Origin of the sequence: Nonomuraea sp. NPDC049400 (assembly GCF_044466425.1) — a bacterium.
In the GTDB taxonomy this organism is placed as follows: domain Bacteria; phylum Actinomycetota; class Actinomycetes; order Streptosporangiales; family Streptosporangiaceae; genus Nonomuraea.
The window spans coordinates 14,560-36,039 of record NZ_JBITMP010000007.1 but is presented as its reverse complement, the minus strand read 5'-3'; the positions used below and the strand labels follow the sequence as shown (position 1 = coordinate 36,039).

General features: G+C 70.1%; 22 protein-coding genes. 6 read left to right on the top strand and 16 right to left on the bottom strand.

What is annotated here, in order from left to right:
• Positions 1–92: 92 nt before the first annotated feature.
• The gene (locus ACIBVN_RS12055) at positions 93–398 is read right to left on the bottom strand and encodes a hypothetical protein (RefSeq protein ID WP_397135392.1); all 306 of its coding nucleotides are present in this window, start codon (positions 396–398) and stop codon (positions 93–95) included.
• Positions 399–628: 230 nt separating this feature from the next.
• Between ACIBVN_RS12055 and ACIBVN_RS12050 the strand changes: the two genes are divergently transcribed.
• The gene (locus ACIBVN_RS12050) at positions 629–1,924 is read left to right on the top strand and encodes an alpha/beta hydrolase family protein (protein WP_397135390.1); all 1,296 of its coding nucleotides are present in this window, start codon (positions 629–631) and stop codon (positions 1,922–1,924) included.
• Between the two features lie 5 nt (positions 1,925–1,929).
• Here ACIBVN_RS12050 and ACIBVN_RS12045 read toward each other — a convergent pair whose 3' ends face one another.
• Both ACIBVN_RS12045 and ACIBVN_RS12040 read right to left on the bottom strand, forming a co-directional pair.
• A complete protein-coding gene (locus ACIBVN_RS12045) occupies positions 1,930–2,943 on the bottom strand; it encodes a hypothetical protein (RefSeq protein WP_397135388.1) in 1,014 nt (337 codons plus the stop codon).
• 7 nt (positions 2,944–2,950) lie between these two features.
• Positions 2,951–4,276: an MATE family efflux transporter gene (locus tag ACIBVN_RS12040; protein WP_397135386.1), complete on the bottom strand. Its 1,326-nt coding sequence runs from the start codon at positions 4,274–4,276 to the stop codon at positions 2,951–2,953.
• Between the two features lie 87 nt (positions 4,277–4,363).
• Here ACIBVN_RS12040 and ACIBVN_RS12035 point away from each other — a divergent pair, with 87 nt between their 5' ends.
• Positions 4,364–5,332 (top strand): aldo/keto reductase, encoded by a 969-nt coding sequence (locus ACIBVN_RS12035; protein WP_397135384.1) that lies wholly within the window; start codon positions 4,364–4,366, stop codon positions 5,330–5,332.
• A 95-nt stretch (positions 5,333–5,427) separates the two neighbouring features.
• Here the strand turns inward: ACIBVN_RS12035 and thpR are convergent, their stop codons facing one another.
• The 4 genes from thpR to ACIBVN_RS12015 all read right to left on the bottom strand — a co-directional run bounded on the left by thpR (position 5,428) and on the right by ACIBVN_RS12015 (position 9,299).
• Positions 5,428–5,985, bottom strand: coding sequence for an RNA 2',3'-cyclic phosphodiesterase (gene thpR / locus ACIBVN_RS12030; protein ID WP_397135382.1), 558 nt, complete (start codon positions 5,983–5,985; stop codon positions 5,428–5,430).
• 52 nt (positions 5,986–6,037) lie between these two features.
• Positions 6,038–7,261: an MFS transporter gene (locus ACIBVN_RS12025; RefSeq protein WP_397135380.1), complete on the bottom strand. Its 1,224-nt coding sequence runs from the start codon at positions 7,259–7,261 to the stop codon at positions 6,038–6,040.
• 23 nt (positions 7,262–7,284) lie between these two features.
• Entirely contained in the window at positions 7,285–7,737 is a 453-nt protein-coding gene (locus ACIBVN_RS12020; RefSeq protein WP_397135378.1) for a MarR family winged helix-turn-helix transcriptional regulator, read from the bottom strand.
• Between the two features lie 119 nt (positions 7,738–7,856).
• Positions 7,857–9,299, bottom strand: a complete 1,443-nt coding sequence (locus tag ACIBVN_RS12015; RefSeq protein WP_397135376.1) for an NCS2 family permease — start codon at positions 9,297–9,299, stop codon at positions 7,857–7,859.
• A gap of 83 nt (positions 9,300–9,382) precedes the next feature.
• On the opposite strand from ACIBVN_RS12015, the gene ACIBVN_RS12010 reads away from it, so the two are divergent.
• Both ACIBVN_RS12010 and ACIBVN_RS12005 read left to right on the top strand, forming a co-directional pair.
• Positions 9,383–9,595, top strand: coding sequence for a DUF2530 domain-containing protein (locus tag ACIBVN_RS12010; protein ID WP_397135374.1), 213 nt, complete (start codon positions 9,383–9,385; stop codon positions 9,593–9,595).
• A 70-nt stretch (positions 9,596–9,665) separates the two neighbouring features.
• Positions 9,666–11,105, top strand: coding sequence for an alpha/beta hydrolase (locus ACIBVN_RS12005; protein WP_397135372.1), 1,440 nt, complete (start codon positions 9,666–9,668; stop codon positions 11,103–11,105).
• Positions 11,106–11,139: 34 nt separating this feature from the next.
• Here the strand turns inward: ACIBVN_RS12005 and ACIBVN_RS12000 are convergent, their stop codons facing one another.
• The 5 genes from ACIBVN_RS12000 to ACIBVN_RS11980 form a co-directional block, all read right to left on the bottom strand.
• Positions 11,140–12,123 (bottom strand): PDR/VanB family oxidoreductase, encoded by a 984-nt coding sequence (locus tag ACIBVN_RS12000; protein ID WP_397135370.1) that lies wholly within the window; start codon positions 12,121–12,123, stop codon positions 11,140–11,142.
• Positions 12,120–12,338: a hypothetical protein gene (locus ACIBVN_RS11995; protein WP_397135368.1), complete on the bottom strand. Its 219-nt coding sequence runs from the start codon at positions 12,336–12,338 to the stop codon at positions 12,120–12,122. The genes ACIBVN_RS12000 and ACIBVN_RS11995 overlap by 4 nt, the downstream gene beginning before the upstream one ends.
• Complete coding sequence (locus tag ACIBVN_RS11990) at positions 12,335–13,393, bottom strand: aromatic ring-hydroxylating dioxygenase subunit alpha (RefSeq protein ID WP_397135366.1); 1,059 nt, start codon at positions 13,391–13,393, stop codon at positions 12,335–12,337. The genes ACIBVN_RS11995 and ACIBVN_RS11990 overlap by 4 nt, the downstream gene beginning before the upstream one ends.
• A 98-nt stretch (positions 13,394–13,491) precedes the next feature.
• On the bottom strand, positions 13,492–14,595 hold the full coding sequence (locus tag ACIBVN_RS11985) for an NAD(P)-dependent alcohol dehydrogenase (RefSeq protein WP_397135364.1): 1,104 nt from the start codon (positions 14,593–14,595) through the stop codon (positions 13,492–13,494).
• 17 nt (positions 14,596–14,612) lie between these two features.
• Entirely contained in the window at positions 14,613–16,094 is a 1,482-nt protein-coding gene (locus ACIBVN_RS11980; RefSeq protein ID WP_397135362.1) for an aldehyde dehydrogenase family protein, read from the bottom strand.
• A gap of 161 nt (positions 16,095–16,255) precedes the next feature.
• On the opposite strand from ACIBVN_RS11980, the gene ACIBVN_RS11975 reads away from it, so the two are divergent.
• Positions 16,256–16,720 carry a MarR family winged helix-turn-helix transcriptional regulator gene (locus tag ACIBVN_RS11975; protein ID WP_397135360.1) on the top strand — a complete coding sequence of 155 codons (465 nt, stop codon included), beginning with the start codon at positions 16,256–16,258 and terminating at the stop codon, positions 16,718–16,720.
• On the opposite strand, the gene ACIBVN_RS11970 is transcribed toward ACIBVN_RS11975, so the two are convergent.
• The 4 genes from ACIBVN_RS11970 to ACIBVN_RS11955 are packed head-to-tail and all read right to left on the bottom strand — an operon-like array spanning position 16,717 to position 20,481.
• Positions 16,717–18,216: a long-chain fatty acid--CoA ligase gene (locus ACIBVN_RS11970; RefSeq protein WP_397135358.1), complete on the bottom strand. Its 1,500-nt coding sequence runs from the start codon at positions 18,214–18,216 to the stop codon at positions 16,717–16,719. The two genes, ACIBVN_RS11975 and ACIBVN_RS11970, sit on opposite strands and share 4 nt — an antisense overlap.
• Positions 18,217–18,242: 26 nt before the next feature.
• Positions 18,243–18,701 (bottom strand): MaoC family dehydratase, encoded by a 459-nt coding sequence (locus ACIBVN_RS11965; protein ID WP_397135356.1) that lies wholly within the window; start codon positions 18,699–18,701, stop codon positions 18,243–18,245.
• Complete coding sequence (locus tag ACIBVN_RS11960) at positions 18,698–19,573, bottom strand: amidohydrolase family protein (protein ID WP_397135354.1); 876 nt, start codon at positions 19,571–19,573, stop codon at positions 18,698–18,700. Before ACIBVN_RS11960 ends, ACIBVN_RS11965 begins: the two co-directional genes overlap by 4 nt.
• Positions 19,570–20,481, bottom strand: coding sequence for an SDR family oxidoreductase (locus tag ACIBVN_RS11955; RefSeq protein WP_397135352.1), 912 nt, complete (start codon positions 20,479–20,481; stop codon positions 19,570–19,572). Before ACIBVN_RS11955 ends, ACIBVN_RS11960 begins: the two co-directional genes overlap by 4 nt.
• Positions 20,482–20,627: 146 nt before the next feature.
• Between ACIBVN_RS11955 and ACIBVN_RS11950 the strand changes: the two genes are divergently transcribed.
• A complete protein-coding gene (locus ACIBVN_RS11950) occupies positions 20,628–21,467 on the top strand; it encodes a PaaX family transcriptional regulator C-terminal domain-containing protein (RefSeq protein WP_397135350.1) in 840 nt (279 codons plus the stop codon).
• Positions 21,468–21,480 lie beyond the last annotated feature (13 nt).

Below are 21,480 nucleotides of genomic sequence, written 5' to 3'. Positions count from 1 at the left end.
ACCTCCGCAATTGAAAAGAAGGGCTCGTCCATCAGGCCGCTCAGACCCTCTAGCTGATCAAGCTCCCCGCTCGGAGATGACCATGTCGTACGTCATCGAAAGTTGCGCATGGTCGCGGTGAACATGTCGCCACGCAAGGCTTGCTCGACGACGGCGATGGAGCGGGCCAGGCGGACCAGGCGTGGCCCCTCCTCGCGATAGACGTCGAGCACCGCCTCGACAGCATGAGGAGGGAGTTGGCTTTTGAGGTCCACCGCGGCGCTCCGGTATCCCGCCCGAGCGGCTTCAACCGACGCGTTCACGTGGTGAATAGCCATTCTGGCCAAGGCGATTGGGTAGCGTTTCAAAATTTCATAGGCCCTGTAGTCGGGGGGCACGGCGTCGAGCAGCCAGGCCACGGCCGAGGTCTCCCAGTCGGGGACGCTGGGTGGGCGGACCTCGGGCGGCCACTCCGGCGGAAGATACACAAGGACATCGTACTCACGTTCGATTGCCAGAGGGAGGTCTGCCCCTCCGTGCCTCCCCCGCGCGGGGGAGCGGCAAGATCGCCTGCGTCGGCGATGTCGTCAAAGGCTGATTTTTCGAGACTTGTCGGTGTTCGCAGCACTTCGTAGACGGAGAAACACCGATGAAGCTCGTGGCCGCAGCTCTGCTGGCAGCGTCCCTCCACACCCCGGCCACCCATGACGTCCAGCTGAAGACCACCGACGTGACCTTCACGACCGCGGACGGGCAGCGGCTGGGCGGCGAGATCCTCCAGCCCGCGCACGCGACCGGCGAGCTGCCGGGCCTCCTCCTCGTGCACGGCTCGGGCGCCGGCAACAGCCGGCGGGAGCTGAGGGCCGAGGCCGAGGCCTTCGCCAAGCAGGGCATGGTGGTTCTGGCCCCCGACAAGCGCGCCGTCGGCTATGACAAAACTCACCGCGACTACTCACAACTGGCCGATGACGCCCTTGCGGCGCTGGCCGTGCTCAAGAAGCAGCCCGGCGTGGGGCGCACCGGGCTGTGGGGGCTCAGCGAGGGTGGCTGGGTTGCGCCGATCGCGGCCACCCGATCGAAGGACGTGGAGTTCCTGGTCACCGTGGGCGGCCCCGGTCTCGCTCCGCTACGCACCCAGTCCTGGAACGCCACGAACAAGCTCGACCGTGCCGGCGTACGCGGGTCGTTGCGCGGGGCCTACGCCGGCTTGCACCGGCTCGTGGCCGACGCCGGGCTCTTCCCCGAGGCGCACTACGACCCGGCGCCCACGCTCGGCAAGCTCACGCAGCCGGTGCTGGCCATGTGGGGCGCCGAGGACAACCAGGTGATGCCGGCCGAGAGCGCCGAGCGGTTCCGCGCGTACGTGAACGGCAGCCTGACCGTGAAGTTCTTCCAGGACGCCCCCCACGCCCTGCACTCGGACGAGAACACCCTCACCCCCGGGTACGCCGAGGCGGTGGGCACCTGGGTGAAGAACGTGGCCGCGGGAAATGTGCCGGCCTCCAGCGCGGAGCCCTATCCCGCGCAGGAGTCGCGCAGCGTGGACACTCCGCCGTCGGCGTGGTGGGAGTCGTGGCAACTGATGATCGGCGGCATGGCGCTGATGCTGCTGGCCTTCCTGGCCTACGCCGTCCGCCGGCTGGGTGCGGGCTCCTGGCCCGCCCGCGTCCTCGCCGTCTCGGGCGCCCTGTCGATCGTCGGCACGTCGTACACGCTGATGAGCCTGCTCATGACGTCCAACGGCCGCGGCGTCACGACAGGCCCCATGCTGCTCGGCCGCCCCGTCACCTGGCTCGCCTCCCAGTTGCTCGCCGCCGTCGCCGCCGTCGCCGTGATCGCCTGTCTCTCCCGGTGGCGTACGGCCTCGGCCAGGGTGCGCATGGTCGCGGTCGCCGGCACGCTGTTCCTCCCCTGGGCCCTGTACTGGGGGCTCCTCGTCCCGTGACCGCGTCAGCGGGTGCGGCGGGCGATGAAGGCGATGGTGCCGAGGGCGGTCGCGGCGGCGGCGAGCCAGATCAGGATGTTCTTGGCCGTGAAGCCGCCCTCCGCCGCACGTGCCTGGCCCGTGTCCGCGGCCGCCGGAGTGGCCGGGATCGAGGCCTTTGCAGAGGTGGACGGGGTGGGAGTGGCGCCGGCGGGGAGAGGGACGCGGTAGACCGGGCTGCGCGAGCCCTCCGTGCCCGTGAGGAGGGCCTTGCCGTCGGCCGTGTACGCGATCGACTCCGCCTGCTTCAGCTCCGGCATCGACACCTTGGCGATCGTCTCGCCGGACGGGCGGTAGAGGGTGGCCGAGAAGTACGTGCGGATGACGTACGAGGAGCCGTCGGGGGCGTACGCGGCGTCCGTGGCCATGAGGGGGGCGGAGGCCACCTTGCGCAGGATGTTCGTCTTGTCGGTGCGGAGTTTCTTCGGCGCGGCGTAGACCGCCCCCGCGAACTCCTTGGACACCACGTAGAGGCGGCCCGTCCGAGGGTTGACCATGATGCCTTCGGCGTTGCGGCCGCCGTCGGCGTAGCGGAAGCGGTAGCGGGTCGCGGGCAGTGTCGCGTCGTTGAGGGTCTGCGGCTCCATCACCCGGTAGACGGAGACGTCCGGCCACGCCCCGTCGAGGTTGTCGCCGATGTCGGCGAACCAGAGCACGCCCCGCCCCGTCGCCGGGTCCTTGGTCGCCGCCATGGCCTCCCAGTCCCTGGCCTGGGCGCCTCGTACCCGGAAGGTGGCTTTCGTCCGGCCCTTGCCGTCAACGGCGTAGAAGGTGGGGGCGGCGGAGCTGTCGTTGTGCGTGTAGTAGACGCCGTCGTGCGTCGGCGAGACGGCCAGGCCGCTCGACTCGGTGATCCGGGGATCCTTGAAGGTGAAGACCTGGTCCTCGCCATTGTCCGCCCTCGCCTGGGCGGGAACGGCGAGCAGCACGCAGGCCGCCGCCACCACAGCCCCCGACGCCCGGAACACGACATCCCCCACGCGGACATCATGCCCCACGTGCCGACTTCCAACGCGGCCGCTCCCGTTCGCGTTGATGGCTGCCGGGGTTCTGACCTCCCGAGCCCACCTTGGCGCTGTGGCGGTGGAAGCCGGTGCCCTGCAGCACCACCAGCAGCCCGTTGGCCACCGTCATGGCCACCCACAGGCCCGTGATCCCCCAGGTCCTGGCCACGGGTACGGCGGCCACGACCAGCAGCCCGTACCCGATCGCGAAGTAGCCCAGGCTCGCCGCGGACCGCTTGAGCGCAGTGAGTCCGAAGCCCTGCACCGCCTGGGCACCGTCGAGCACCGACGACAGCAGCATCAGCGGCAGCAGTGCGAGCACGCGCTCCCGCACCGCGGCGTCGTCGCTGAACAGCACCAGCAGCCGGTCCCCGAACCCGAGCAGCAAGCCGGCGCCGACGAGCGTCCCTGCGATGGCGAGCAGCGCCGCGCTCCGGTTGGCCCGGCGCGCCCCGGCCGCGTCGCAGGCGCGGGCCACGTCCGGCACGGCCGCCTGGGCGATGGAGAGCGAGGCCAGCATGATGAAGCCGGTGAGCGTGGTCAGCACCGCGTGGGCGGCGGTGTCGCGGGTGTTCGTGGTGCTCGCGGCGAAGGTGACGACCCCCAGCACACCGAACTTGATCAGCACGGTGCCGGCCAGCGGGATGCTGACCTTCGCCAGCTTGACGATCTCGCCGCCCCTGGGCCTGGCCTGCCCGACGGCCCGTCCGAGCGCGCGCCGCACGCTGCAGGTGGCCACGCCCGCCGCCGCCACGCCCGCGATCACCCAGGCCAGGCCCACCCCGTCGAGCCCCAGCGGCGGCACCAGCGCGACGGTCAGCACGCTCAGCAGCACGCCGGAGACCAGCGTCGGCCAGAGCACGCTACGGCTGCGCCCCAGCGCGATCAGGATGGTGCTCGAGCCGCCGGTGGAGGCGAAGACCAGGAGCTGCACCGCGAGGAGATACGGCAGCAGGCCCATCTCGCGCACGACCTCGCCGGGCACTCCGGTGACGCTCGCGAGCAGCGGCACGCAGATCACGGCGAGGGCGCCGACCGCGCCGGTCGCGAGGCTGAGCCAGCGCGCGTCCCGCACGATCGGCACGGCCTTCGCCGGGTCGTCCCGGTAGGGGGCGATGAACGGCCCGAGCCCGCGCAGCGCGCCCTGGACCGCGGCGCTGGCCGGATTGAGCACGGCGGTCACGACCGCGAACGCGGCGAGGGTGACGGTGTCATGCTTGCCCAGCACCGAGGTGACCACCAGCGAGCCGACCGTGCCCGCGATCATCGCCAGGAAGAGCGGCACGGCCGTGCGGAGTAATGCGATCATGAAGCGCGGGTTTCCCGCAGCGCTCCATTCGAGATCACGGACCTAGTGTATGGCCTGGAGTGCACTCCAGCTCTTTAGGGTTGAGTCATGGACTACGTCAACCTCGGACGCAGTGGCCTCCAGGTGAGCCCGCTCTGCCTCGGCACCATGAACTTCGGCCCGCAGACCTCGGAGGAAGACTCCTTCGCGATCATGGACAGGGCCCTTGATCTGGGCATCAACTTCTTCGACACGGCCGACGTCTACGGATGGAAGCTGGGCGAGGGCATCACGGAGCAGATCATCGGCCGGTGGTTCGCGCAGGGCGGCGGTCGCCGGGAGAAGACCGTCATCGCGACCAAGCTCAACGGCCCGATGAGCGACTGGCCCAACGACCGGAAGCTTTCGGCGCTCCACATCCGCAAAGCCTGCGACGCCTCACTGAAGCGCCTGCAGACCGACTACATCGACATCTACCAGGCACACCACATCGACCGGGACACCCCGTTCGAGGAGTTCTGGGAGGCGATGGAGGTCCTGCGCCAGCAGGGCAAGATCATCTACGTCGGCTCCTCGAACTTCGCCGGCTGGCACATCGCCAAGGCCCAGGAGTCGGCCGCCAGGCGCAACTTCAACGGCCTCGTCAGCGAGCAGTCCCACTACAACCTGCTCACCCGCACGGTCGAGCTGGAGGTGCTGCCCGCCTGCGAGGACTACGGCCTCGGCGTGATCCCGTGGAGCCCGCTGGCCGGCGGCCTGCTCGGCGGCGTGCTCCGCAAGATCGACAAGGGCCGCTCGGCCGCCGACCACATGATCACGCAGCTCGAGAAGCACCGCGACAAGATCGAGCAGTACGAGAAGCTCTGCGACGAGCTGGGCGAGGAGCCGGCGTACGTGGCCCTGGCCTGGCTGCTCAAGCAGCGGGCGGTCACCGCGCCGATCATCGGCCCGCGCACCCTTGAGCAGCTCGAGGGCAGCCTGCGCACCCTGGAGATCGACCTCGACGAGGCCACTTTGGCCCGGCTCGACGAGATCTTCCCGGGTCACAAGACGGCCCCTGAGGACTACGCCTGGTAAATCAGCTCAGCAACGCGCCGATCACGACGATGAGCAGCAGCAGGCCGAGCACGATGGGCAGCAGCCATGGGCGAGGACGATCCACGACCTGGAGCCTAGCTCTCGCCGGCGGGTGCCAGCGCCCATTCGGCGAGTGACTCGTACCTCACCTGGGGCCCGGTGTGACTGCGGACGAGATGGACGTGCTCCGCCCGCCACGGCGAGCCGCTGAACCCGGACAGCGACTCCACCAGCGGGCGGAGGTCCGTCTCCGTCTTGGCCCGGGCGAGCGTGAGGTGCGGGTGAAACCGCTTCTCATCGGTCTGTACGGCTCCCGCCCGCCGCGCCCCCGCCTTGACGGAGTCCGCCAGCCTGGTCATGGAGTCGCCGGTGACGCCCACCCAGAAGACCCTGGCCCGGCGGGCGGATGAGAAGGCGCCGAAGCCCTCGAAGGCCAGGTCGAGCACGCTGTAGCGGTGCACGGCGCGGGCCAGGCGCACCTCCAGCTCGGGCAGCGCCTGCTCGGGCACCTCACCGAAGAAGCCCAGCGTGATGTGCCAGGTGGCCCGGTCGGGCCAGCGCAGCCCCGGCACCTGCCCGACGTACGGGGCGATCGCGTGCGAGATCTCGTCCAGCACCTCGTCGGGCGGCACCAGCGCCGCAAAGAGCCTCATGCCACCCGATTCTCCCCCGCCACCGCCCCGGGTCCCCCTTCAGGGGCCGGGCTCAGGCGACGGCGAGTGACGGCCTGGCGACCCGGGAGCTGATCAGCCGCGTCATCAGCACCGCCAGTCCGGTGCCGACCAGGACCAGCACGCCGGACAGGACCACGCCCATCCGCGGACCGCCCAGCTCGGACAGCCACCCGATCAGCGGCGCGCCCAGCGGAGCCCCGCCGGTGAACACCAGCATGTAGATCCCCATGACCCGACCCCGCATGTCCGGCGACGTGGCCATCTGGACGCTGGCGTTCGCGGCCGTGTTGATGGTGATCAGCGCGATCCCGGTCGGGATCAGCAGCAAGAGGTAGACGGGGTAGAACGGGGCCAGCCCGGTGGCGATCTGGAAGAGCCCGAAGCCGAGCGCCCCCGCCATCAGCAGCTTCCGTGTCAGCCGCGCCCTCCGTGCCGCGAGCAGGGCGCCGCCAAGTGCACCCACCGCGAACATGCTGGAGGCCAGTCCGAACGAGGACGCTCCCGCGCCGAACTCCTGGCGGGCCATCAGCGCGATCGACATCGAGAACGACTGCGAGAACATCGACACGAACCCGATCAGCAGCACCGGCATGAGCAGCTCTTCGCGCTGGATCACGTAGCGGAGCCCCTCGCGGAGCTGCCCCTTGGCACGGGGCACGGGCGCGGCGGGGTTCAGCTCGGACGAGCGCATGAAGACCAGGCTCGAGATCACCGCGCCGAAGGTCAGCGCGTTGATCAGGAAGATGGGGCCCGTGCCGCCGAGCACGTAGATCAGCACACCGGCCAGCGCCGGGCCGACCACGCGGGCGAGGTTGAAGATCGAGCTGTTCAGGGCGATCGCGTTGGGCAGGTCGCGCCGTCCGACCATCTCGACCACGAACGCCTGCCGCGTCGGCACCTCGACGCAGGAGATCATGCCGAGCAGGAACGCCATCACGTACACGTGCCAGACCTGGGCGGCGCCCGTCATGGTCAGCACGCCGATGGTGAGCGCCAGCGCGGCCATCAGCGACTGGGCGGCGATGAGGATGGGCCGCTTGGTGTAGCGGTCGGCGAGCACGCCGCCGAACATCCCGAACAGCAGCATCGGCAGGAACTGCAGGGCGGTCGCCGTTCCGAGCGCCGCCGCGCTGCCGTGGGTCAGATCGAGCACCAGCCAGTCCTGGGCGGTGCGCTGCAGCCAGGTGCCGACGTTGGAGACCATGCCCCCGGCTGCGAACATGCGATAGTTACGAACCTTGAGAGACCGGAACATTCCGGTCTTGGGTTCTTCGGGCTCTATATCCTGCTGAGCTTCTCCAGGATCGGTGCCGCCTGCCGGAGAATCGACCGCTCCTCCGGCGTGAGCTCCTTCAGCCGCTGCGTCAGCCACGCCTCCTTGCGGCGCCGCTCTTCCTTCAGCAGCTTCTGGGCGGCCTCGGTCACGCTCACGGTCACCTGCCGCCGGTCGGTCGGATGCGGGGAGCGCGACACCAGGCCGCGCTCCTCGAGCGCGGCGATCACGCGCGTCATCGAGGGCGGTTGTACCTTCTCGAGCTCGGCCAATTCGCCGGGGGTTATCCCGGAATGCCGTTCCACTGCGGCGAGCGTCGCGAACTGTGTGGGAGTCAGCGAGTGGGCTGCCGCCTGTCGTCGTAGGCGCCTGGTCAGCCTTGCCAGTGAGACGCGCAGGGCTGAAGCCAGGCCTGCGTCGCTGCGCAGGTCTGTCTTGTGCTGGGGGTTGGTTAGCATGTGTCATTACCTTTGCTAACTATACGGCATCTCAAGATATTTCCCCAATCAAATATCGGGCTGCCTCCTTGGTACCTCGAAGCCGCCCCGCACGCGCAGGGCGGCTTCTTCCCGCGTACTCAGACTCCGAACAGCGCCCGGATCGGCCCGATCGCGAAGTAGAGGACGAACAGGACCGTGACCCCCCACAGCAGCGGGTGGATCTCGCGCGCCTTGCCCCGCACGGCCTTGACCAGCACGTAGCTGATGAAGCCGGCGCCGATGCCGTTGGAGATCGAGTAGGTGAACGGCATGACGACGATGGTGAGGAACGCCGGGATGGAGATCTCGTAGTCGTTCCAGTCGATGTCGCGGATCGCGGTCATCATCAGGAAACCGACCACGACCAGCGCGGGCGCGGCGGCCTCGTACGGGACGACCGTGACGAGCGGCGCGAAGAAGATCGCCACGAGGAACAGCAACCCGGTGACCACGCTGGCCAGACCGGTGCGCGCGCCCTCGCCGACCCCGGCTGCCGACTCGATGTAGGTGGTGTTCGAGGAGACGGAGCCGGCGCCGCCGGCCGCCGCGCCGATCGAGTCGACGAGCAGGATCTCCCTGGTACGCGGCAGGGTCCCGTCCTCCTGCACCAGGTTCGCCTGGCGGCCGACGCCCACGATGGTGCCCATCGTGTCGAAGAAGTCCGTGATGAGCAGGGTGAAGACGAACAGCACGGCCAGGAGCACGGAAACGCGGCTGAACGCGCCGAACGGGTCGAACTCCGTGAACAGCGTGAGCGGGTTGTGGAAGCCGAAGATCTCTTTGGGGATGGTGGGGACGTTCAGCTGCCAGCCGCCCGGGTTCTTGGCCGAGAACGCGCCGGACTTGGTGAACTGCTCGACGATGATCGCCAGCACGGTGGTGCCCACGATGCCGATGAGGATGGCGCCCTTGACCTTCCGCGCGACCAGCGCCGCCGTGACGAGCAGCCCGGCCACGAACACGAAGATCGGCCACGAGGTCAGGGTGCCCTTGATGCCCATCTCCAGCGGCGGTCCGGCCGGCACCCGCCGCACGAAGCCCGCGTCCACGAAGCCGATCAACGCGATGAACAGGCCGATGCCGACACTGATGGCGGTCTTGAGCTGGGCCGGGATGGCGTGGAACACCGCCGTCCTGAGCCCGGTCAGCACCAGGATGGCGATGATGACGCCTTCGAGGAAGACCAGGCCCATGGCCTCCTCCCAGGTCATCACCGTGGCGATGTTGAAGGTCACGAAGGCGTTCAGCCCGAGCCCGGCCGCCATCGCGAAGGGGACCCTGCCGACGACGCCCATGAGGATCGTCAGCAGGCCCGCCACGAAAGCCGTCCCGGCGGCGACGAGCGCCACGTTGGGCGTCGTGCCGTCGCCGATGACCTGCTTGTCCACGTCCGTGCCGTTGGCAATGATGATGGGGTTCAGCACCACGATGTAGGCCATGGTGAAGAACGTGGCCAGGCCGCCGCGTATCTCACGGGAGACTGTTGAACCTCTTGCGGAGATTGCGAAGAAACGATCTATTGCGTTACGAGTGTCACTCACGACGCGAAGAGTGACAGTCGCGGTGACCTGCGGAAAGAGTCAGTAATGAGATCGAGACCCGATTGGAAGCTAGGCTGGACAACGTGAAGCAGCAGTGGCATCCCGATCCGGAGCCCATCAAGACCAACGACACCGCCGCCATCGCCGTGGGCATCGGGCTCTGGGCCGTCGCCCTGGTCGTCCTGCTGATCTTCCGCCCCGCCCCGGAGCACACGTGGTGGATCTGGACCTGCCTGGTCGGGATCGGGTTCGGGTTCTTCGGCATCTGGTTCGTACGCCGGCCGCGCCGGAATTGACATTAGTCATCTTCAAGTGGTGTTTCGGCCCACTACCTAGGCGGACCCCCGATTGATCATGCTTGTCAGCATGAAGAAGGCCATAGTGACATTCCTCCTGGGCGCGGCCGTCCTCGCCGGATGCGGCGAGGCTCCCGTCCAGGACCCGGGTACGGTCGCGTGGAGCACGTGCACCGACCTGCTCGGCGCGGACGGCAAGCCGGCCGCCCCGGCTTCCGGCATAGAGTGCGGCAAGATCCAGGTCCCGCTCGACCACGCCAAGCCGGACGGCGAGAAGATCGACCTCGCGCTCATCCGCGTCAAGGCCACCGGCGACCGCCTCGGCTCACTGGTCTTCAACTTCGGCGGTCCCGGCGCGTCGGGCGTGGACACGCTGGCACAGGCCGCCAGGGCGTTCGGCAACCTGGGCACCCGCTATGACCTGGTCAGCTTCGACCCGCGCGGCGTCGAGCGCAGCTCCGGCGTCAAGTGCGGCGGCCAGATCGGCAAGCTCATCGACGCCTCGGCGCGGGCCGACGGCGACCGGCTGGCCAAGGAGTTCGCCTCCGCGTGTCAGAAGGACTCCGGCAAGGTCCTGCCGTACGTCGGCACCGTGAACGCCGCCAAGGACCTCGACCTGCTGCGGACCGCGCTCGGGGACAAGAAGCTCAACTACTTCGGCTTCTCGTACGGCACGCACCTGGGCGCCGTGTACGCCACCCAATTCCCCAAGAACGTCGGCCGTTTCGTCCTGGACGGCGCCTTCGACCCCACGGTCACGTGGGAGGACCGCGCGGTGACGCAGGCGGAGGGGTTCCACCAGGCGTTCGGGGCGTTCGCGAAGGACTGCGTGGCGCAGAGCTGCGAGCTCGGCGCCGACCCCGCCGCCGTCGAGAAGGCGGTCGAGGGCCTGCTCGACGGGCTGAAGACCAAGCCGCTCAAGGTGGGGGACCGCGAGCTCACGTACGGGCTGGCCCAGCTCGCCGTCATCACCCCGCTGTACGCCAAGGCCGCCTGGCCGGTGCTGGAGCAGGCCGCCGCGGCGGCGATCAAGGGCGACGGCCGGACCCTGCTCACGCTGGCGGACTCGTACACGGGGCGCAAGGCGGACGGGACGTACACGACGTCGATGACGAGCATGCAGGCGATCAGCTGCGCCGACACCACCGAGCGGCCCACCGCCGCCGAGGTCGCCGAGATCAACGACCGGGTGGAGAAGACCTTCCCGATCCTGGCGGCCGAGGGCTCGGCCCCCTGCGCCCACTGGGCGGTGCGGGGTGACGACGCGGCCAGGCACATCGACGCGACCGGCTCCGGCCCCATCGTGGTCATCGGCGGCAAGGGCGACCCGGCCACCCCGTACCAGTGGGCGACCCGGCTCACGGCCCAGCTCAAGACGGGTGTGCTGGTCACCTACGAGGGCGAGGGACATGGGGCGTACCTGACCGGCGACGCCTGCGTCCTGCGGACGGTGGACGCGTACGTGCTGGAGGGCAAGGTCCCCGCCTCCGCCACCACCTGCGCCGCCTGACCTCGCGGCGGATCGGCATCGGCGGCTCCTGGGGTCAGAGGTCGAGCACCAGTTTGGGGCAGGCGGCGCGGGATACGCAGATGAACATGGTGTCGTTGGCCGCCCGCTCGTCCGGCGTGAGGAGGGCGTCCCTGTGGTCGACCTCGCCCGCGAGCACGGTGGTCTCGCAGGTGCCGCAGGTGCCCTCGCGGCACGACGACAGGATCGGCACGCCCGCCTCCTCCACGACCTCGAGGATCGACTGCCGCGGGGGCACAGTGAGGGTGCGGCCGGTGACGGCCAGCTCGACCTCGAAGGACTCTGCCACGACGGGGGCGCCCGGGTCCTTGGGCGTGAAGCGCTCCATGCGGAGCGTGCCGCTCGGCCGGTCGGCGCAGCGCTGCTCGACGGCCTCCAGCAGCGGCGCGGGACCGCAGCAGTAGATGAGGGCATCCGGCGGCTCGCCCGCCAGGATGGCGTCGAGATCGAGCGGTCCGTGCTCGTCCTGCGGCCTCAAGACCACCCGGTCGCCATGAGCCGCCTGGAGCTCGCGGGCGAAGGCCATGGACGTGGCCGTGCGGCCGCCGTAGACCAGTCTCCACTGCGAGTCCGCGGCGGCGATCATCGGAAGGATGGGGGTGATGCCGATCCCTCCGGCGATGAACAGGTGGCGGGGAGCGGAGTGGAAGGGGAAGTGGTTGCGAGGGCCGCGGGCGAGGATCGTCGTGCCGGGGTGGAGCTCGTCGTGGACGAACGCCGAACCGCCACGGCCGCCCGGCTCACGCAGCACGGCGATGCGCCATGTCGTACGGTCGGCCGGGTCGCCGCACAGCGAGTACTGACGAACGAGACCGTCGGCGAGGATCAGGTCGACGTGCGCGCCGGGCGTCCAGGCGGGCAGCTCGGCGCCGGCCGGGTCACGCAGGTCGAGAGCGACGACGCCGTCGGCCACCTGCTCGCGGCCATGGACGCGCAGCTTGCGCTCGACCTCCGGACCGGCATCGGCCTTCCCGCGGGTCCCGGGCTGCACGGCGGTCATCGTGTGACTCCCGCGGTGAACAGGGCGGGAGCCTCATCCGCGGGAGGGGCGATGTGGCCGGCGGGGTGGGCGAGGAGCCACTCCCACACCTCGGCCGGGCCCTCGGCCACGTGTGTCGCGCCGCAGTGGCAGGTGCCCAGCAGAAGGTCGCTGCCCGGCAGCCAGGTCACCCGGAGCACCTCGCGACCGGCGAGCACCGGCTGGATGGGGATCATGAGCGGTGCACCGCGGCGGGGCCGTCCTGCCCGGCCAGCTCGGCCAGCAGACGCCGGGCCGCCAGCCCTCCGGTGTCGATGTTGATCGACAGCTCCTGGTAGCCCCTGGGCTCGGTGGCGATCACCTGCTCCAGCACGTCCAGCGCGGCCACGTCCTGCAGCACGACTGTGCGGTTCTGCTCGGCCAGGAAGTCCGACACGTCCTGATCGTCGAGGGCGAAGTCGCGTGCGACAGCCCAGAAGTCGTGGGTGGTGTGCTCGGTCTCGGGGGTGATGGCGTAGACGACCTCTACGTGGAAGGCGTGGGGGTCGGTGCCGTCCTCGTTCGGCAGGACACCGAGCGGGGCGATGCGCGAGTGCAGCTTGTACAGGCACGGCGGGGCGTACTCGATGTCCTGCCAGCGCATGATGCGCCCGGTCAGACCGGTCGACTTGGCGTAGAAGGGCGGGCATTCGGCGTCGTCCATGTGGCGGCTGACATGGATGACGCCTGCCTGCTCGTCCACCGCGGTGGTGATCGGGGTGGCGGCCACCTCGGGGGTCCCGATGTAGCCGCCGTGCAGGTACGTCTCGTGCGACAGGTCGAGGAGGTTGTCCACCAGCAGCCCGAACCGCGCCTTGAGCGGCTCCATCCCGGACACCGTGGTGTAGTCCGGCGAGACCAGCCAGGGCGCCCGCGGGATGCGCGCCGCGTCGGCCTTGGCGGGATCGCCGATCCAGACCCAGACGAACGAGTCCTGCTCGACCACCGGATGGCTCTTCAGCCGGGCGGTGCGCGGCACCCGGGTCTGGCCCGGGACGGCGACGCAGACTCCGTCAGCGCCGTAGGTGAAGCCGTGGTAGCCGCACACCACCTGGTCGTCGACCAGCCGGCTGGGCGCCTGCGACAGCGGGAAGCGGCGGTGCACGCAACGGTCCGACATCGCGGTGACGGTCCCGGCACGGGTGCGCCAGAACAGGATCGACTCGCCGCAGACGGTGCGGCTGAACAGCTCCTGGCCGATCTCGCGCCCGTACGCGGCGACGTACCACTGGTCGCGGGGGATGCTCGACATCGGACGGCTCCTTCGGATAATCCCTGATGGGAACGATGGTTACCTCAGGTATGCAGATCACGGAACGTCGTTTCCCGGATGCCGGAAACCGAATGTCCCTAGAACCGCAGGACCGGCTTGATGGTGTCGCCGGCGGCGATGTCGCCCACCGCGCGCTGGATCTCCTCGAACTTGTAGTGCCTGATCAGCCGGTCGATCGGCAACCGCCCGGCGGACACGAGCTCCACGAGGACCGGGATCAGCGACTCCGTCTCGCTGTCGCCCAGAGTCAGGCCCATAACCTTGCGGCCCGGCAGCATGAAGTTGACGTCCACGGGGACTGAGGAGCCGAACGGCGGTGCGCCCACCAGCACCGCGGTGCCGCGGGCGGCGAGTACGGCGACAGCCGCGCCCGCGATCGCCAGGTTGCCGGTGGTCTCCACCACGCCGTCTGCGCCCTGGCCGCCGGTGATCTCGGAGATCGCGTCCGCGAGGTCGGCGGTGCCGGTGTCGACGGTGTGCGTGGCGCCTAGCTCGCGGGCCAGCTCCAGCCGGGACGGGACGCGGTCGACCGCGATGACACGGGTGGCCGGGGTGAGCCGGGCCGCCATGACCGCGGACAACCCGACCGCGCCCGCCCCGGTGACGACGAGGGTGGCGCCGGGGCGGGGGCGCAGGACATTCCATACCGCCCCGGCGCCAGTCTGCACGCCGCAGCCGAGCGGCGCCAGCAGTTCGAGCGGCGCGTCGGCGGGCACCTTGACGAGGCTGCGCTCGTCGACCAGGGCGTGCCTGGCGAAGGACGACTGGCCGAAGAAGTGCCCGCCGATCACCGCGCCGTCCCTGGTCACCGTGGGCGAGCCGTCCGCGCGGGCGCCGCCGAGCAGGTTCAGCGGCAGCCAGACCGCGCAGTAGGCGGGGTGCCCGTCACGACAGTTCGCGCATCTCCCGCACGAGGTGAAGGAGAGCAGCACCTGGTCGCCGGGGCTGACCCGGGTCACCGCGGAGCCGACCGCCTCTACGACGCCCGCGCCCTCGTGCCCGAGAACTCCGGGGAGCGGGAACGGCAGGCCGCCGGCGGCGACGCCCAGGTCGGTGTGGCAGATCCCGGCGGCGACCATCCGGACCAGCACCTCGTCCGGCCGCGGATCGGCCAGCTCGATCTCGCTCAGGTGGAAGCCCGCGCCCGCGGACTCGACGACGGCCGCTGCAGTGGTGGTCATGGCGGTTCCTTTCCCGGTCAGGGCGCGAGGGAGATGACGACGGACTTGACCTTGGTGTACGACTCCAGCACCTCGGGCCCGTACTCCCGCCCGTGGCCGGACTGCTTGACGCCGCCGAAGGGGATCGCGGGGTCGAGCATCGCCCAGTCGTTCACCCAGACGATGCCGGCCTCCAGCCGCGCCGCCACGCGGTGGGCACGGGCCAGGTCGGTGGTCTGCAGGCCCGCGGCCAGCCCGTACGGCGTGCTGTTGGCCATGGACACGGCCTCGTCCTCGGTGTCGAAGGGCTGGACGGTCAGGACGGGGCCGAAGATCTCTTCCTGGACGACGCGGGAGTCGTTGCTCAGGCCGGCGATGACGGTCGGCCTGTAGTAGTAGCCGCCGCCGAGCTCCAGGCGCTCGCCTCCGACGACGACCCGGCCGCCCTCTTCCTTGGCGAGCCGCACATAGTCCTCGACCTTGGTGCGGTGCCGTTCGGCGGCCATGGGCCCCACGACGGTCGCCGGATCGAAGGGGTCGCCGACCGGCACCCCGGCGACGGCTCCCGCCAGGATCTCCAGCACGGTGTCGTGGAGCGAGCGCTGGACGAGCAGGCGCGGCCCGCCCATGCAGAACTGGCCGGTGTTGAAGACGAAGGCCTTGATGACCGAGCCGATCGCCTTGTCGAGATCGGCGTCCTCGAACACGATCTGCGCGGCGTTGCCGCCGAGCTCCATCGTGACGGGCTTGAGGGCCTCTCCTGCCGTACTGGCGGCGTACCGGCCGATCCTGGTCGAGCCGGTGAAGGCGATCTTGTCGACGCTCGGGTGGCGCAGCAGTGCCTCGCCAGCCTCGGCGCCGCCGGTGACCACGTTCAGCACGCCGTCCGGCACACCGGCCTCGGCCAGGATCTCCGCCATCAGCAGGGCGCTGAGCGGGGTCTCCTCCGCCGGCTTGTGCACCACGACGTTGCCCGCGGCGAGCGCCGGCGCGATCTTCGAGCTGCTGAGGATCAGCGGGAAGTTGAACGGGGTGATCGCGCCGACCACGCCGAACGGCTCGCGGCGGGTGTAGGCGTGCGCGGGGATCGGGATCTGCCGGGTCGCGCCCTCGATGGTCTGCGCGAGCCCCGAGTAGTACTCGTAGATCTCGGCGGTCGTGGCCACGTCGACGGCGCGGCACAGGGTCACCGGCTTGCCGACGTCGGCGCTCTCCACCGCGACGAGCTCGTCCTCGCGCCGCCTGATCAGGTCCGCGACGCGGTGCAGAATGCGGGCGCGTTCGCGACCGGTCGTCTGCGCCCACGCGCCGAAGGCCGCGCGCCCGGCGACGACCGCCGCGTCCACGTCGGTGGCGTCGGCCTCGGCGACGGTGGTGATCACCTTCGCGGTGGACGGGTCTGTGACGTCCCTCCTGCCCTTGGCGTTCGCCTCGCACCACGCGCCGCCGACGAAGAGCTTGCCCGGCTCGGCACGCGGCCGGCTCACGCTCGGGACGCTCTCAACTGCGGAGTCGGTCATAGCCCGCCCACCTTCCCGATGCGACCGCACGCCGCACCACGTTGATCCTGGTCACACCACCGCAACCAACAGGTTTCCTGATAATTACGCCTGAATTGTGGTGCTGGCAAGAGGGTGTTGCATAATCAGGAAACCTGATTGTCGAGGGCCAAGGAGAGAACGTGGCGCACACCACGGACAGCACGGTCACGGCAGGCCCGCGCCCGTCGCTGCTGTACGTCGTGAAGCAGGTCGAGCTTGCCGCGCGGTCCCACATGGACGACCTGCTCAAGCCGGCCGGGATCACCGCGCTGCAGTACACCGCGCTCACCGTACTGCGCCGGCGGGACGGGCTCAGCTCGGCGCAGCTGGCCCGCAACTCCTTCGTCACCGCCCAGTCCATGGCCGACATGATCACCACGCTGGAGCGGCGCGGCCTGATCGCCCGCCGCCGCGACCCGGACAACCGCCGCGCCATGCTGATCAGCCTCACCGATGCGGGCCGCGAGCTGCTCGCGACCCACGACGAGGCCATGGGGGCCCTGGAGGAGCGGATGCTCTCCGGCCTCACCCCGCGGCAGCGCCGCGACCTGGAGGCCTACCTCAACCGCTGCCGGACGGCCCTGTCGGACGTGCCACCCCACTAGGGAAGTGACAGGTCGCGGAGCTTGAGTTTCTGGATCTTGCCGGAGCCGGTCTTAGGCAGGTCCTCCACGAAGGTGACGTATCGCGGGATCTTGTACTTGGCCAGACGGGTCTGGAGGAAGTCGCGAAGCTCCTCCCCCGTGACGGCGTGCCCCGGGCGGGTGACCACGAACGCGCGACCGGTCTCCCCCCACCTCTCGTCAGGGACGCCGACCACCGCTGCCTCGGCCACCGCCGGGTGCTCGAAGAGCGCCGACTCGACCTCCGCGGGATAGACGTTCTCGCCGCCGGAGATGTACATGTCCTTGACCCGGTCCACGATGTACAGGTGCCCCTCCTCGTCGAGAGTGGCGACGTCGCCGGAGCGGAACCAGCCGCCCCCGGCGAATGCCGCGGCGGTGGCGGCGGGATCCTCCCAGTAGCCGGGGGTGACGTTCGGGCCCTTGATGAGGACCTCGCCGGGCTCGCCGGTCCGGGCGTCGGTGAGGTCGGGGCGAACGACACGGACGTCGGCGAAGAACACCGGCACACCGGCCGAGCCGGCCTTGCGCTCGCTCTGGCTGGCCTCCAGGAAGGTGGCACCCGGCGAGGTCTCGGTGAGCCCATACCCCTGGCAGAACACCAGCCCCCGCTCCTGGTAGGCACGGATCAGCGCGGGCGGTATCGACGCTCCCCCGGACATCAGCGTGCGCACCGAGGACAGGTCCGCGCCGGCCCAGCGCGGAGAGCCGGCGAGCGCGGCGAACATCGTGGTGACCCCGAACATCCACGTGACGCCGTGCTTCTCGATGAGGTCGAAGCACGCGTCCACGTCCCACGACGGCATGATCACCGAGCGGCCGCCCTTGGCGAAGGTCGGCAGCAGCGTCTGGTTCAGCGCCGCGACGTGGAACAGCGGGGCGCTGACCAGCGTCGTCTCGTCGCCGGCCACGTCCACCCCGATGAGCATGTTGAACGTGTTCCACACCAGGTTCGCGTGGCTGAGCGTGGCGCCCTTGGGGCGGCCGGTGGTGCCGGACGTGTAGAGGACGAGAGCGAGGTCGTCCAGCGCCACCGGCACGTCGATCGGGGTGGGGTCGCCCTGCGCGCACCAGCTCTCGTAGTCGTCGAGCGCCACGATCTCGTCCAGGGCCGGGAGGCCGGTCAGCGCGTGCACCACGCCGGCGCACTGGGGCGAGTGGATCAGGACCTTCGCGCCACAGTGGCCCAGCATGTAGTCGATCTCGGGCGCGGCGAGCCGGAAGTTCAGCGGGACGAAGATCGCGCCGAGCAGGTGCGTGGCGAACATCGTCTCGGCGAACGCGGTGTGGTTCGGGCCGAGGTAGGCGACCCGGTCCCCGGCGCGCACGCCGCTGTCCCGCAGCCGTGCCGCCAGCCTCGTCACCCGCTCGTGGACCTCCGCGTACGTCAGGGACCTTTCGCCGAAGACGAAGGCCGTGCGATCCGGCGTCATCAGGGCCCGCCGGGCGGGCCAGCCGCCGATGCCCGTATTCCGCATGAGCAAGCCTCCCCAGGTCCGGAGGGTCAGGCGTAGTGCCGGTAGACGGCGCGGGCGACGCACGCGGGCTTGGCCACGCCGTCGATCTCAACGGTGAAGTCGAGCAGCATCTGCACGCCGTCCCCCGGCACGTCCTCGACCTCGGCCACCGTGGCGGCCAGGCGGACCTTGCCGCCCACCTTGACCGGACTCGGGAAACGGACCTTCTCCAGCCCGTAGTTGATGCTCATCTTCACGCCCCGGATGTCGAGCAACTCGTTGAACAGCGGGATGAGCAGGGACAAGGTCAGGTAGCCGTGGGCGATCGTGCCGCCGAACGGGCCGTCCTTCGCCTTCTCCGGATCGACGTGGATCCACTGGTGGTCGTTGGTCGCATCGGCGAAGGTGTTCACCCGGTCCTGGGTGATCTCCAGCCAGTCGCTGCGGCCGAGGTGTTTCCCTGCGAGGCCCTTCAGCGCCTCCAGTCCGTTCGCGATGGTGGTCATGGCAGCTCCTTGGGGGTGAGGCCGAGCAGGCGGGCGGCGTTGTCCTTGAGGATCTTGGGGCGGACCTCGGGCTTGATGTCGAGCTTGGCGAAGTCGGCCAGCCAGCGGTCCGGGGTGATCACGGGATAGTCGGAGCCGAACAGCACCTTGTCCTTGAGCAGCGAGTTGGCGTAGCGGACGAGCTGCGGCGGGAAGTACTTCGGCGACCAGCCGGACAGGTCGATGTGGACGGACGGCTTGTGGGTGGCGACGGCGAGCGCCTCGTCCTGCCACGGGAACGACGGGTGAGCCAGGATGATCTTCAGGTGCGGGAAGTCCGCGGCGACGTCGTCGACCAGCATCGGGTTGGAGTACTTCAGCCGGATGCCGGCGCCTCCTGGCACGCCCGCCCCGATGCCGGTCTGACCGGTGTGGAACAGGGCGATCGCGCCCAGTTCCTCGATGACCTCGTACAGCGGATAGGCCATCGGGTCGTTCGGGGAGAAGCCCTGGATGCTGGGGTGGAACTTGAAGCCCCGCACGCCGTGCTCCGCCACCAGGCGGCGGGCCTCCCGGGCGCCCGCCCGGCCCTTCCACGGGTCCACGCTGCCGAACGGGATCAGCACGTCGGCGTGCTCGTTGCAGCTCTCGGCGATCTCCTCGTTGGAGATGCGCGGATGGCCGGTGGCGTGCTCGGCGTCCACGGTGAACACCACGGCCGCCATCTTCCGCTCCCGGTAATAGGCGGCCATCTGCGCGATGGTGGGCCGCTGGTGTGAGCCGAAATACTCCTCGGAGGCGCCGAACAGCTCCGGGCTGAGCGAGCCGTGCCCGTCCCTGGAGACCTCGGCGTGGGTGTGGACGTCGATCGCGACCAGCTCGTCGAGCTTCACGACGAGGGTCCCTTCGGGGCGGGGATGCCGTACGTCTCCGGGTCGGCGCCCACGCCCGTGCGCCACTGCGCGGCGATCGCGCCGGCGCTCCAGCCGCCGTCGGCGAAGGCCACCGCCTTCTCCTTCGGGTGGGCCCACAGGGCCAGCCGGTCCCCGCCGATGCCGATCGCCTGCCCGGTGATGTCCTGGGCGGCGTCCGAGGCGAGGAACGTGATCAGGCCCGCGACGTCCTCGACCGTGCCCAGGCCCTCGTCCCTGCGCAGCCATGCGGGCAGCGGCGCGCCGGTGCGCTCGGCCTCCTCGAGGATCGGCGCGAAGGCGGGGATCGTCCTGGTCATCTCGGTCGCGGCGACCGGGACGACGGCGTTCACCGTGATGTCCGACCGGGCCAGCTCCATGGCCCAGGTGCGGGCCATGGCCACGATGCCGGCCTTGGCGGCGGCGTAGTTGGTCTGGCCGAAGTTGCCGCGCTGGCCGGCGGGCGAGGAGACGAGGATCAGGCGGCCGCCCTCGCCCTGCTCGCGCATGCGTACGGCGGCGGCGCGGGCGCAGGTGAACGTGCCGCGCAGGTGCACCTCGACGACCTTGTCGAAGTCCTCGTCGGACATCTTCCACAGCACCCGGTCCCGCAGGATCCCGGCGTTGGTCACCATCACATCGAGCCGGCCGAACTGCTTGACCGCGCTCTCCACGAGCCGCTGGGCGACCTCGCTCCCGCCGACCGCACCCGCCTCGGCCACGGCCCTGCCGCCCGCGGCGGCGATGGCGCCGGCCACCTGGGCGGCCGCCTCGGCGTCCACATCGTTGACGACGACCGCCGCACCGGCGGCGGCCAGAGCCCGCGCGTACGCCTGCCCGAGGCCGCGCCCGGCCCCGGTGACCACGGCCACCTTGCCCGACAAATCCATCTATTTCACCTCGAACACCTCAGACTTCTGCCGACCCCCTGAATGTAAGTCAGTTTCATGACTGCGGTCAAAGTTCTGCCCAACATTCTTTCCACCTGCCCGCCCGGCCGCACGTGCCGTCCTTCGCTCCCCCTACGCTTTTGCCTGTGGAGCGCGAGGACGGGCAGGACCAGCCGCAGCTGCCGTCGGCGCGCCCCCAGTCCCTGATGTTCAGCTTTCTGGGCATCTACGTGCTGGGGCGCGACATCGCGGTCTACTCGGGCAGCGTCATCGACGTCTTCGCCCGCCTGGGCGTCTCGGAGGAGGCGGTGCGCTCGACGCTCACCCGCATGGCCAAGCGCGACCTGCTGACCAGGCACCGCCAGGGCAAGAGGGTCTACTTCGGGCTCACCCCGCACGCCGTCGACGTGCTCGACGACGGACGCAGGCGGGTCTGGGAGACCGGCGCGGTCAACCGCGGCTGGGACGGCACCTGGACGCTCGTCGGCTTCTCACTGCCGGGCAGCGAGCGCAGCACCCGCCATGACCTGCGTTCCCAGCTCATCTGGGCCGGATTCGGGCTCCTGCAGGGCGGGTTGTGGATCGCGCCGGGCACCAAGGACATCGAGACGACGCTCGCCCCGCTGGGGCTCGGCGACAACGTCACCGTGCTCCAGGCTCGGGCGCTCAAGCCGACGGAGTCGGCCGACCTCGTCCGCCGGGCGTTCGACACCGATCAGATCGCCGCACGCTACCGGGCCTTCCTCGACCGCTGGGACACGCCGCACCCGCTCCCCGCCGCCGACGACCTGGCCAGGCAGCTGCTCCTGCACACCGACTGGCTCCAGCTCGTACGCCAGGACCCGCATCTCCCGGCCGAGCACCTGCCCGCCGGCTGGCCGGCGATCCGCGCCGAGACGCTGTTCCACTCGCTGGCCCACCGCTACGGGCCCACCGCCGCGAAGCTGGCCGAGTCGATCCTCGACGAGCTGCCCCTGCGCCCGTGAAGGGAGCGCCGGG